Below are 12481 nucleotides of genomic sequence, written 5' to 3' on the forward strand. Positions count from 1 at the left end.
TTTGGTCAATCAGGAGCCTTGGCTACCGTCCTCGGCGTCGAACATCTGCACCGGCTGGCTGGGCATGATGGTCGAGATCGCATGCTTGTAGACGAGCTGCGAATGTCCGTCGCGACGCAGGAGGACACAGAAATTATCGAACGAAGTCACCACCCCGGTCAGCTTGACGCCGTTGATCAGGAAAATCGTGAGTGGATTCTTGCTCTTGCGAACAGAGTTCAGGAACAGGTCCTGAAGATTCTGCGATCGTTCCGCCATCGTTCTTTACTTTCGCCGGTCCCCTCGGAAATGCAGGCCAGTGCGCCAAAATTCTTAGCACGTGTCAAGCACGCAAATCCTGCCCCTGCCCCGGTAACGGGCAAGTGCCATGAGACTGATTCATATGACTACCGGTGTGGCGGTTATCAGGCCGGGCGCTTTTCCGCAACGTCAAAAAAGGCAGCGCGCAACGAAAGCGCCACCGAGCCGGGATGGCCGTTGGCCACCGGGGCGCCGTCGATGGCCACCACCGGCATGACCACGGTTGTCGCCGAGGTGATGAAGGCTTCCCGCGCCGCCTTGGCCTCGGCGACGCTGAAATGCCGTTCCTCGACCGTCAGTCCGAGTTTTTCGGCGACGTCGAACAGCGTGGTGCGGGTGATGCCGCGCAGAATGCCTTCGTCGGCCGGGCGCGTCACCAGCCGGCCGTCCTTCGTGACGATCCAGGCATTGGAGGAGCCGCCTTCCTTGACGTTGCCGTCGACGTCTACGAACCACGCTTCCTGGGCGCCGGCCTCCTTGGCCCGCTGCTTGGCGAGAACGTTCGGCAGCAGCCCGACGGTCTTGATGTCGACGCGCTCCCAGCGGTTTTCCGGCACGGTGATGACCTTGATGCCGGTTTCGGCGCGCTTCGCGTTGACGGCGGGATCCGCCTTTTTGGCGATGACCACCAGCGACGGCCGGGTGTTCGCGGGGAAAAGAAAATCGCGGCTGGCGACGCCGCGCGTCACCTGCACGTAGACGAGGCCGTCGGTCACGCGGTTGCGGCGCACCACCTCGCCGATGACGATCTCCAGCGCGGCGCGGCGCACCGGCCAGGCCATCGAAAGCTCGCGCAGCGAGCGCTCGAGGCGGTCGAGATGACCGGTCATGTCGATGATGTGGCCGCGCGCCACCTCGCAGACCTCATAGACGCCGTCCGCGAACTGGTAGCCACGGTCCTCGACATGCACGCAGGCCCCCGCATGCGCGACATAGCGGCCGTTCACATAGGCGATGCGCGGCATTCATCCGATCCTTGATTGCGGGAAGGTTTTGGTAGCCGATTCCATGCGCCGGCAACAGCATCGGCCAAGGGTTCAAAACCCCTCAAAAGAACTCCAGGCTGACCCGGAACATCTGCTCGACCTGCTTCACCGCCTTCTCTAGCGCGAAGATGACCACCCGGTCCTTTGCCTTGATGCGCAGCGAGCCGCTCGGCTTGATGACACCCCCGTCGCGATAGACGGCGCCGATGCGCATGCCGTCCGGCAGGTCGAGGTCGCGCAGCGGCACGCCGACCAGCGGCGAGGTCTCCAGCGCTTCCGCCTCGATCACCTCGGCGCCGCCGCGCTGCAGGCTCTGCACGGCGCGGATGCGGCCGCGCCGCACATGCTGGAGCACACGCGAGACGGTGACCGAGCCGGGATTGAGCGTGGCGTCGATGCCCACGGTCTTGGTGATGTCGAGAAAGCTCGGATTGTTGATCAAGGCCAGGTTCGACTTGCAGCCCAGCCGCTTGGCCATGACGCTCGACAGGATGTTCACCTGGTCGTTGTTGGTGAGCGCCACCATCAGCTCGGCGTCGTGGATGTCGGCTTCCATCAGCAGGCGCTGGTCGAGCGCGCTGCCGTGCAGCACAACGGTCCGGCGCAGCGAATCGGCCACGGCGACCGCCCGGTCGCGGCTGGATTCGATGATCTTGATCTTGGTGCGGGCCTGCTTCTGCTCGATGGTGCGGGCGACGAACAGGCCGATATTGCCGCCCCCGGCAATGACGATGCGGGTCGCCTCCTGCTCCTCGTGGCCGAACAGGCCCATGGTGCGCCGCACCTGGTCGCGCGTCGTCACCACATAGGCGATATCGCCGACGAAAAGCTGGTCGGCCGAATGCGGAATGAACAGCTTTCCGGCGCGGCTGACGCCGACGACCGTCGCCGGCAGGTCGGGGAACAGCTGGCTGAGCTGCCCCAGCGGCGTGTTGATGACCGGGCAGTCCTCAAGGCACTCGATGGCGACGGCGGCGATCTTGTCGTCGGCGAAGCGCATCACGTCCATAGCGCCGGGCAATGCGATGCGCCGCAGCACCATCTCGCCGACCTCCACCTCCGGCGAGATGATCACGTCGATCGGCAGGTGCTCGCGCGAGAACAGGTCCTGGTAATGCGGCTGCAGATAGGCCTGAGCACGCAGCCTGGCGATCTTCATCGGCACGTTGAACAGCGCATGCGCGACCTCGCAGGCGACGATGTTGACCTCGTCGTAGAAGGTCACGGCGATGATCATGTCGGCCTGCTCGGCGCCGGCCTTTTCCAGCACGTCGGGATGCGCGCCATGGCCGACGAAGCCGCGCACGTCGAGCGCGTCGCGGACCGTCTGGATGAGGTCGGGCGAGGTGTCGATGATCGACACGTCGTTCTTCTCGGCCGCCAGCCGCTCGGCGATGCCGTAGCCGACCTGCCCCGCGCCGCAGATGATGACGCGCATTCAGAAGCCGCCGGAAAGGAGGTGATCTGGCATCACACGCCCAGCGACTTGAGCTTGCGGTGCAGCGCCGAGCGCTCCATGCCGATGAACTCGGCGGTGCGCGAGATGTTGCCGCCGAAGCGGTTGATCTGCGCCACAAGATACTCCTTTTCGAACATCTCGCGGGCCTCGCGCAGCGGCAGCGCCATGATGTGGTGGTCGGACTGGTTGGGCGCGCGCGGCATTACGTCGCCGATCTCGGAGGGCAGCAGGTCCGCGGTGATCGGCGCCTCTACGTCGTCGCCGCGCACCAGAATCATCAGCCGCTCGATGTTGTTGCGGAGCTGGCGCACGTTGCCCGGCCAGTTGTGCGCCTGGAGCACCGCCATGGCGTCGTCGGCGATGCGGCGCGGCTTGATGCCGGCATTGCGGGCGACCTGCTTCATGAAGCTGTCGACGAGATACGGGATATCCTCGCGCCGCTCCGCAAGGCCGGGGACCAGCACCGGCACCACCGCCAGCCGGTGGAACAGGTCTTCGCGGAAGCGGCCTTCGGCGATCATGCCTTCGAGGTTCTGCGCGGTCGAGGAGATGACGCGGACGTCGACCTTGACCCGCTTCGTCCCGCCCACCCGCTCGAACTGCTGCTCGACCAGCACCCGCAGGATCTTTGCCTGGGTCTCGCGCGGCATGTCGGCGATCTCGTCGAGATAGAGCGTGCCGCGATGCGCCTCCTCAAGCGCGCCGACCTTGCGCTCGGTGCCGTTCGATTCAGTGCCGAACAGCTCGATCTCCATGCGCTCCGGCGTGATCGTGGCGGCGTTCAGCGACACGAACGGCCCGGTCTTGCGCGCCGAGTTGGCATGGATGGCGCGCGCCACCTGCTCCTTGCCCGAGCCGGACGGGCCGACGATCATGATGCGGCTGTTGGTGGGCGAGACCCGCTCGATGGTCTGGCGCAGCTGGCTCATCGCCGAGGACATGCCGATCAGCTCGAAGGTCTCGGCGCTGCGGTTGCGCAGTTCGGAGACCTCGCGCTTCAGCTTGGAGGTCTCCAGCGCCCGCTCGGCCACGAGAATCAGCCGGTCGGCCTTGAACGGCTTCTCGATGAAGTCGTAGGCGCCGCGGCGGATCGCCGACACCGCCGTCTCGATGTTGCCGTGGCCGGAGATCATCACCACCGGCAGGTTGGGGTGCATCACCTTGATCTCGTCGAGCAATGCCAGCCCGTCGAGCCGCGACCCCTGCAGCCAGATGTCGAGGAACACCAGGCGCGGCACCCGGTCCGCGATGCATGCCAGGGCGCTGTCGGCGCCGTGCGCCGTACGCGTCTCGTGGCCCTCGTCGCTCAGGATGCCCGCGACCAGTTCCCGGATGTCTTCTTCGTCGTCGACGACAAGGATGTCAGATGCCATTGCCGACCTTTTCAGTCTCTCGTTGTTCTTGCGAAGGCGCGACCTCGCGCTTCGTCTCTCCGTCGGCCGCCGCGGCCGGGAAGAACAGGCTCACCATGGCGCCCCTGCCGCCGTGGAAGTCCGGCGGAGCGTCGTGCAGTTCCAGCCTGCCGCCATGGTCTTCGACGATCTTCTTGACGATAGCGAGGCCGAGGCCGGTACCTTTCTCGCGGGTCGTCATGTAGGGCTCCAGGAGGCGCTGCCGGTTCTCGCGCGGCAGCCCCTTGCCGTTGTCGATCACGTCGACGCGGATCATCCCGGCGTCATTGCTCGCCACGACGCGAACCACGCCGCCCTCGCCGTCGACGTGGTCGGCCGCGTCGATCGCCTCGGTGGCGTTCTTGATGACGTTGCCGAATGCCTGCGCGAGCAACCGGCTGTCGAACCGGCCTTTGAGCGGCACGCCGCCATAATCGCGCTGGAAGGCGATGTCGGAACGGCTCACCTCGATCAGGAAGGAGGCTTCCCGCAGCGCCTCGCGCAGGTCGATCTCCTTCATCTCCGGCTTGGGCATGCGCGCGAAGGCCGAGAACTCGTCGACCATGCGGCCGATGTCGCCGACCTGGCGGATGATCGTGTCGGTGCACTGGTCGAAGACCTCGCGATCCTCGGTGATGACCTTGCCGTAGCGGCGGCGGATGCGTTCGGCCGAAAGCTGGATGGGCGTCAGCGGGTTCTTGATCTCGTGGGCGATGCGGCGGGCGACGTCCGCCCAGGCCGAGGTGCGCTGCGCGGTGACGAGATCGGTGATGTCGTCGACGGTGACGACGAAGGACTGCTCGCCGGCGCCCACCTCGCTACGCTCGTGCGTCACCTGGACGTTGAAGGTCCGCTCGGCGCCGGCGCGCGAGAAAGTGACCTGCTCGCGATAGACCGGCTTTCCGGAGCCTCGGCCGATCTCGAACACTCGGCCGACATGCGGCAGCAGCTTCGACAGGTTCTGCCCGACGCCGGCGCGCGCCGAGATGGCCAGCATCATCTCGGCCGAGCGGTTGACGATGGTGATGGTGCCGCTCGGGTCGACGCCGATGATGCCGGCCGTGACGCCTTCCAGCACCGCCTCGGAGAAGCGCCGGCGTTCGTCCGCCAGATCCTTGGCGGACAGGATCTCGTTGCGCTGCGACTTGAGCTGTAACAGCATCTTGTTGAACGTGTCGCCCAGCGAGGCGACGTCGCCGTCGGATGCCCTGACGGGCACCGCCACGTCGAGATTGCCGGTCGCCACCTCGTCGGCGGCGCCGATCAACTGGCGGATCGGCCTCACCAGCCGGTCGGCGACGGCGATACCGGTCCAGATCGCCGCCAGCACGATCACCAGCGTCACGCCGAGATAGAGCAGCGCGAAGGCGATCTGCGTGGTGCGGCGGTTGGCCTCCAGCCCGCGATAGGCGTCGGTGTTGGCCGTGACGATCTGGCGTGCCCGGATCACGTCGGGATCGACCAGCCGGATGGTATAGAGATAGGTGTCTTCGAAATCGCGCAGCTTCACCACCGCGCCGACGATGTTCTTGGTGCGCGGCTCGATCAGCACCGGCTTGCCGTCGGCGGCCGTCTGCACCGCCTCGATCGGCACTTCCGGCATGGCGAAGTCGGCCGCGGTCTGCGCCGTCATCAGGAACGACCCGTCGGAGCGGATGAGCGCGGCATGCGCCAGCGCCCGCCCGACGGCCTGCTGGCTCATGAAATCGCGAAAACCGGTGCGGTCGAGATTGTAGAGCGTGCGGGCGTTGGTCAGGTCGTAGGCCATCGACAGGGTGGTGCCCTGCAGGTTGCGCGCGTTCTCGAGCACGTAAGCCTCGGCGATCGACAGCGACGAGTTGACGATCGTCTTGGTGCGGATCTCGAACCAGCGGTCTAGGCCGACATCCAGCGTGATCGAGGCGAAGATCGCCACGATCAGCGCCGGGATCGCCGCCACCACGGAGAACAGCGCGACGATGCGCACATGCAGGCGCGCAGCCGCCTTGCCGTCCTTGCGCGCCACCAGGATACGCCGCACCTCGCGCGCGATCAGCCCGATCAGGAAGATCACGAAGGCGGCGTTGACGCCGATGATCAGGGCGAGCGTCGTGGTGCTGTCCGGCTCGATCGGCGTCGCGCCGACTAGCACGGCGAAGGACAGGCCGGCCGTCACCAGCGCGCCGACGACGGCGATGATGCCGGTCAGCGCGAGCAGCCGCCGTCCCTCGAATGCCCTGGCATTCGGGAACACGGGCATCGGTGCGGTCGGTATGTTGATGGCCATGCCTGTTGGATTCGTCCGAAACGAATCCGATCTATGCAATGCATTGTGGCGATTATGCAACAAAGCTGCCGGCTACGGAACCGATGGTCCCCAAAATTTGCAGCACGCCGGCGGCCGCCCGTCATCGGCGAGCCGCCAGGATCGGCTTTGTCGATCCTAACCCGGCTTCGCCGCCCGGTAGACGTTGACGCCGAGCTCGCGGATCTTCTTGCGCAGCGTGTTGCGGTTCAGGCCGAGCAGGTCGGCGGCCTTGATCTGGTTGCCGCGCGTCGCCGTCATCGCCGCCAGCACCAGCGGAAACTCCACCTCGGTGAGCACGCGCTGATAGAGGCCGGACGGCGGCAGCTCGCCGGCGAAAGCTGCGAAATAGCGCTGCAGATAATGCTCGACCGCCTGGCCGATCGACAGATCGTCCGGCAGCAGCCGGCCGCCCGGCATGCTCGGCTGGTCGGCGGTCTTCAGCTCCTGCTCGATCACCTCGGCGGAGATCTCGTCCTGCGCGTAGAGCGCCGCCAGGCGGCGAATCAGGTTCTCCAGCTCGCGCACATTGCCCGGCCAAGGATAGCGCTTCATCAGCTCGATGCCGCCGGAGGAGATGCGTTTTGTCTGCAGCCCCTCCTGCTCGCCCTGCTTGAAGAAGTGGCGGACGAGGTCCGGTATGTCCTCCGAGCGTTCGCGCAATGGCGGAAGACGGAGCGGCACGACATTGATTCGATAGAACAAATCTTCCCGGAAGAGGCCCTGGTTGATGAGCGAGCGCAGGTCCTTGTTGGTGGCCGCGACGATGCGCACGTCGGTCTTGATCGGCGTGCGGCCGCCGACGGTCGTGTATTCGCCCTGCTGCAGCACGCGCAGCAGCCTGGTCTGCGCCTCCATCGGCATGTCGCCGATCTCGTCGAGGAAGAGCGTGCCGCCCTCGGCCTGCTCGAAGCGCCCGGTCGAGCGGTTCTGCGCGCCGGTGAAGGCGCCCTTCTCGTGGCCGAACAGTTCCGATTCGATCAGGTCGCGCGGGATCGCCGCCATGTTGATGGCGACGAACGGGCCGTTGCGGCGGCGTCCGTATTCGTGCAGCGCGCGCGCCACCAGTTCCTTGCCGGTGCCCGATTCGCCGTTGATCATCACCGTGAGGTCGGTCTGCATCATGCGCGCCAGCATGCGGTAGATGTCCTGCATGGCCGGCGAGCGGCCGACCAGCGGCATCGAGTCCGCCTGGTCGTCGGCGCCGGGATCGCCGAGCGGCCGGCGCCGCGGCTCCGACAGCGCCCGGTTGACGATGGACAAGAGCTCGTTGAGATCGAACGGCTTCGGCAGATATTCATAGGCGCCGGTCTCGGAGGCGCGGATCGCCGTCATGAAGGTGTTCTGCGCGCTCATGACGATGACCGGCAGTTCCGGCCGCGCCTTCTTGATGCGCGGCAGCATGTCGAAGGCATTCTCGTCGGGCATCACCACGTCGGTGATGACGATGTCGCCGTCGCCGGCCGCCACCCAGCGCCACAGCGTCGCGGCGTTGGAGGTGACGCGCACGTCATGGCCGACCCGTGACAGCGCCTGATTGAGCACGGTGCGAATGGCGGCGTCGTCGTCCGCCACAAGGATGTTGCCGCGGGGCTTCATGTCACCTCTCCGTGCCGTCGCTGGCCGGCGCTTCCTTCCACGCCGGCATGAGGATGCGGAAGGTCGTTCCGCGTGTCGTCGAATCGCATTCGACGATGCCGCCATGCTCGCCGACGATTTTCGCGACCAGCGCCAGGCCGAGGCCCGAGCCGTTCGGCTTGGTCGTGATGAACGGGTCGAACAGGATCGGCAGCAGGTCGTCGGGAACGCCCGGACCGTTGTCGTGGACGCAGAATTCGAGCGGCAGCGACACGCGGTCCTGCGAGCCCGGCGCCGAGACGCGGATGCCGGGGCGGAACGCCGTCGACAGCGTGATTTCGGCGCTCGGCACGTTGCCGGTCGCCTCCGCCGCGTTCTTGATCAGGTTGAGGAACACCTGCACGAGCTGGTCGCGGTTGGCATAGACCGGCGGCAGCGACGGGTCGTAGTCCTCGATGACCTTGACCTTGCTGGCGAAGCCGTTGCGGGCGATCGCCTTCACATGGTCGAGCACCACATGGATGTTCACCGGATAGCGGTCGATCGGCCGCTCGTCGGAAAACACCTCCATGCGGTCGACCAGCGAGACGATACGGTCGGTCTCGTCGGTGATCAGACGGGTGAGCGCCCGGTCGTCGTCGGAAACCACAGTCTCCAGCAGTTGCGCGGCGCCGCGGATGCCCGACAGCGGGTTCTTGATCTCGTGCGCCAGCATGGCGGCGAGCCCGGTCACCGAGCGCGCGGCACCCCGGTGCGTCATCTGCCGGTCGATCTTATCGGCCATCGACCGTTCCTGGAACATGATGACGACCGAACCCGGCAACTCCGGCACCGGGGCGACATACAGATCGACGATCCGCTCGATGCCGAGCCGCGGCGACGACAGGTCGACGCGGTATTCGTTGACCGGCGCGTTGCGCTCGCGCACCTGGTCGATCAGCGTCAGGATCGGGCTGCCGAACGGCACGAAGCGCGCCAGCGTGGTGCGCGCCAGCATCGGCGCGCTGGAGCGGAAGAAATCCTCCGCGTCGGCATTGGCGTAGGTGATGTGCCCGTCCGGCCCGAGCATGATCACCGGGCGCCGGATCGTGTTCAGCACGATCTGTGCGGCCTCTTCGGCGCCGGCAGGCGGTGGCACCAGGTTCATGCTGCGCTCCGCATCTGGTGGGATTCCTCGCTGGCGACCAGGAACGCCCGGCGCAGGCCGGCGACGACTGCGGCCGGGTCGAGCGAACGCAGGATCTCCGAGCGCGATGCCGGATCGGTGCGCGGGGCATGGCGGTCGAGATACCAGCCGAGATGCTTTCGCGCCTGGCGCAGGCCGCTTTCCGTGCCGTAGAGCGCCAGCATGTCCTCGTAGTGAGCGACGACGTAGTCGGCCAGCGCCTCGCCGGGGGTCGGCTCTCCCTCGCCGTCCACGCCGGCGGCAGCATGGGCGATCCGGCCGGCCGTCCACGGTGCGCCGTAGCTGGCGCGGCCGACCATGACGGCGTCGGCGCCGGACTGCCGCAGCACGGCCTCGGCGTCCGCGAGGTCGCTCACGTCGCCATTGGCGACGACCGGAATGGAAACCGCCTCCTTGACCCGGCGGATCGCCCGCCAGTCGGCCTTGCCCTCGTAGAACTGGCAGCGGGTGCGGCCGTGCACGGTCACCATGCGCACGCCGGCGTCTTCGGCGCGGCGCGCCAGCGCCGGCGCGTTGAGCGCGTTCTCGTCCCATCCCAGCCGCATCTTCACCGTCACCGGCAGGTCCACGGCGCCGATCACGGCGTCGATCAGCGACACGGCATGGTCGAGGTCGCGCATCAGCGCCGAGCCGGCATAGCCGCCGGTTACCTTCTTGGCCGGGCAGCCCATGTTGATGTCGACGATATCGGCGCCCTCGCCCGCGGCGATGCGGGCGGCCTCGGCCATATGCCCGGCCTCGCGTCCCGCAAGCTGGACCACATGAATGTCGAGGCCGGAATGGCGGATGCGCTGCTGCGAGCCGGCGCGCCCCTTCGCCAGCTCGCCGCTCGCCACCATCTCCGAGACGACGAGCCCGGCGCCATGGCGATGGGCGCGCATGCGCATGGCGCCGTCGGTGATGCCCGACATCGGCGCCAGGAAGACGCGGTTGCGGATGGTCTTGCCGCCGACCGTCAATGGCTGGGCCAGCAGCGACGCCTCATACATGCACAAAAACCAAGCATCCGTATACCATGCACAATTGCTAGACAGAATCGGGACGAAGCGCAACTGCCGAGCAGGTGAATTTTAGCAATGGGAACGGAAAACTCTGGCCCTTCCCGGCGGCTCCGATTAAGCGTCCCGGCATGTCCGTCCCAGCTTCCTTTCCCGAAACGCAAGGCGACGTCGCCCTCGTCATCGTGGCGGCGGGTCGCGGCGAGCGCGCCGGACAGGCCGGGGGACCAAAGCAGTATCGCAGCATCGGCGGCAAGCCGATCATTCGACGCACCCTCGACGCGTTTATGGCCCATCCGGCGATTGGCTCGGTCGTCACGGTCATCCATCCCGACGATCACGCGCTGTGCACGGCGGCACTCGGCCCGCTCTGCGACAAGGTGATCGCGGTAGAGGGCGGCGTGACACGCCAGGATTCCGTGCGCCTCGGCCTGCAGGCGCTGCGCGAGGCGGCGCCCGCCAAGGTGCTGATCCACGACGCGGTGCGGCCGTTTGTCGACGCGGCGCTGATCGACCGCACGATTGCGGCGATCGGCGAGCGGCAGGCGGCGCTGCCCGTCCTGGCCGTCGCCGACACGCTGAAGCGCGGCGACGGCGGCCTCGTCGCCGCGACGGTGCCGCGCCAGGGGCTGTTCACCGCGCAGACGCCACAGGGTTTTCCCTTCTGGCCCATCCATGCCGCGCATGTGAAGGCGCACCGGGCGGGAAGGAGCGACTTCACCGACGACGCGGCGATCGCCGAGTGGACCGGCATGCCGGTCAAGCTCGTGGAAGGCTCTTCCGCCAACATCAAGCTGACATGGGCCGGAGACATAGACATGGCCGACCGCCGCCTCTCGGGCGACTCGATGCATTTTCCGGACGTGCGCACCGGCAACGGCTACGATGTCCATTCCTTCGAGGACGGCGATCACGTCTGGCTCTGCGGAGTGCAGGTGGCGCATACAAAAAAACTGTCCGGCCATTCCGACGCCGATGTCGGCCTGCACGCGCTTACCGACGCGCTGCTGGCCACCTGCGGGGCCGGAGACATCGGCACGCATTTCCCGCCCTCCGACCCGCAATGGAAGGGCGCGCCGTCGAAACTGTTCGTCGAGCACGCCGCCTCGCTGGTGCGCGCCCAGGGCGGACGCATCGCCAATGCCGACGTGACGCTGATCTGCGAGGCGCCGAAGGTCGGGCCGCACCGCGAGGCCATGGTCTCGGCCATGGCGGCGATGCTGAAGATCGGCGCGGGACGCGTCTCGGTGAAGGCGACGACCAACGAGAAGCTCGGCTTCATCGGCCGCGGCGAAGGCATCGCCGCCATCGCCACCGCCACCGTCATCTTTCCGGGAGGGCTGGAGCCGTGACCGACATCGGCGGCCTGGCGGATCGTTTCCTCGACGCCTGCCGGCGCCGGAAAATGATGGCGGCAACCGCCGAATCCTGCACCGGCGGCATGATCGTCGCTGCGCTGACCGACATCGCCGGCTCGTCCGCCGTCGTCGATCGCGGCTTCGTGACTTATTCCAACGAAGCCAAGATCGACATGCTCGGCGTGTCGGCGGCGACGCTCGCAGCGCATGGCGCGGTGTCGCGCGAGACCGCGCTGGAAATGGCGTCGGGGGCGCTTGCCCGCTCGCGTGCCGGCATCGCGCTCGCCGTCACCGGCATCGCCGGCCCGGACGGCGGCTCGGCCGAGAAGCCGGTCGGGCTGGTGTGGTTCGGCCTGGCGCTCGCCGGTCGCGCCCCGCTCGCGGAAAAGCATGTGTTCGACAATCGCGGCCGCGACTTCATCCGCCGCGAAACCGTCCGCACTGCGCTGGAGCTGGGGCTGGCAGCGCTGGAGGACGGTCAGGTCACCGGCACGCCGTAGATCGCGTCCGCACGCTTCTCGAAAGCTTCGGAAAACATGCGGAAGGCGCGGTCGAACATCGAGCCCATCAGCATGCCGAGCAGCCGGCTCTTGAATTCGTATTCGATCGAGAAATGGATGTTCGCCGCTCCCGGCTCCGCCTGCTCGAACCACCAGACATTGCTCAGATATTTGAACGGCCCGTCGATGTAGCGCACTTCGATGCGGTTCTCGTCGGGCTTCAGATGCACCTGGCTGGTGAACGTCTCGCGGATCGCCTTGTAGCCGACGGTCATGTCGGCGACCAGCACGGACTGGCCGTCGCGCTCCTTGCGCGAGCGCACGGTGAGCGCCTCGCACAGCGGCAGGAACTCCGGATAGCGCTCGACGTCGGCGACCAGCGCGAACATGTGCTCCGGCGTGTGCCGGACATGGCGGACGGTTTCGAAACTGGGCATCGGC

At 66.9% G+C, this 12481-nt stretch carries 11 protein-coding genes; 2 read left to right on the top strand and 9 right to left on the bottom strand.

What is annotated here, in order from left to right:
* Positions 1 to 9 precede the first annotated feature (9 nt).
* The 8 genes from hfq to dusB form a co-directional block, all read right to left on the bottom strand.
* On the bottom strand, positions 10 to 258 hold the full coding sequence (gene hfq / locus C7I84_RS05235; RefSeq protein ID WP_106771102.1) for an RNA chaperone Hfq: 249 nt from the start codon (positions 256 to 258) through the stop codon (positions 10 to 12).
* A gap of 146 nt (positions 259 to 404) precedes the next feature.
* On the bottom strand, positions 405 to 1265 hold the full coding sequence (locus C7I84_RS05240; RefSeq protein WP_106771103.1) for a D-amino-acid transaminase: 861 nt from the start codon (positions 1263 to 1265) through the stop codon (positions 405 to 407).
* A gap of 82 nt (positions 1266 to 1347) precedes the next feature.
* On the bottom strand, positions 1348 to 2724 hold the full coding sequence (trkA, locus tag C7I84_RS05245) for a Trk system potassium transporter TrkA (RefSeq protein ID WP_106771104.1): 1377 nt from the start codon (positions 2722 to 2724) through the stop codon (positions 1348 to 1350).
* Between the two features lie 32 nt (positions 2725 to 2756).
* Positions 2757 to 4118, bottom strand: coding sequence for a nitrogen assimilation response regulator NtrX (gene ntrX, locus C7I84_RS05250; protein ID WP_106771105.1), 1362 nt, complete (start codon positions 4116 to 4118; stop codon positions 2757 to 2759).
* Entirely contained in the window at positions 4108 to 6402 is a 2295-nt protein-coding gene (locus tag C7I84_RS05255) for a sensor histidine kinase NtrY-like (protein ID WP_106771106.1), read from the bottom strand. Before C7I84_RS05255 ends, ntrX begins: the two co-directional genes overlap by 11 nt.
* 156 nt (positions 6403 to 6558) lie before the next feature.
* Positions 6559 to 8019, bottom strand: coding sequence for a nitrogen regulation protein NR(I) (ntrC, locus tag C7I84_RS05260; protein WP_106771107.1), 1461 nt, complete (start codon positions 8017 to 8019; stop codon positions 6559 to 6561).
* Position 8020: 1 nt separating this feature from the next.
* Complete coding sequence (locus tag C7I84_RS05265; protein ID WP_106771108.1) at positions 8021 to 9145, bottom strand: two-component system sensor histidine kinase NtrB; 1125 nt, start codon at positions 9143 to 9145, stop codon at positions 8021 to 8023.
* On the bottom strand, positions 9142 to 10173 hold the full coding sequence (gene dusB / locus C7I84_RS05270) for a tRNA dihydrouridine synthase DusB (protein ID WP_106771109.1): 1032 nt from the start codon (positions 10171 to 10173) through the stop codon (positions 9142 to 9144). The genes C7I84_RS05265 and dusB overlap by 4 nt, the downstream gene beginning before the upstream one ends.
* Before the next feature lie 140 nt (positions 10174 to 10313).
* On the opposite strand from dusB, the gene C7I84_RS05275 reads away from it, so the two are divergent.
* A complete protein-coding gene (locus tag C7I84_RS05275) occupies positions 10314 to 11534 on the top strand; it encodes a bifunctional 2-C-methyl-D-erythritol 4-phosphate cytidylyltransferase/2-C-methyl-D-erythritol 2,4-cyclodiphosphate synthase (protein WP_106771110.1) in 1221 nt (406 codons plus the stop codon).
* On the top strand, positions 11531 to 12040 hold the full coding sequence (locus C7I84_RS05280) for a CinA family protein (RefSeq protein ID WP_106771111.1): 510 nt from the start codon (positions 11531 to 11533) through the stop codon (positions 12038 to 12040). Before C7I84_RS05275 ends, C7I84_RS05280 begins: the two co-directional genes overlap by 4 nt.
* Here the strand turns inward: C7I84_RS05280 and C7I84_RS05285 are convergent.
* Positions 12019 to 12477, bottom strand: a complete 459-nt coding sequence (locus C7I84_RS05285; protein ID WP_106771112.1) for a type II toxin-antitoxin system RatA family toxin — start codon at positions 12475 to 12477, stop codon at positions 12019 to 12021. The two genes, C7I84_RS05280 and C7I84_RS05285, sit on opposite strands and share 22 nt — an antisense overlap.
* Positions 12478 to 12481: the final 4 nt, after the last annotated feature.

The organism is Kumtagia ephedrae (assembly GCF_003012745.1).
Classification (GTDB): Bacteria; Pseudomonadota; Alphaproteobacteria; order Rhizobiales; family Rhizobiaceae; genus Kumtagia; species Kumtagia ephedrae.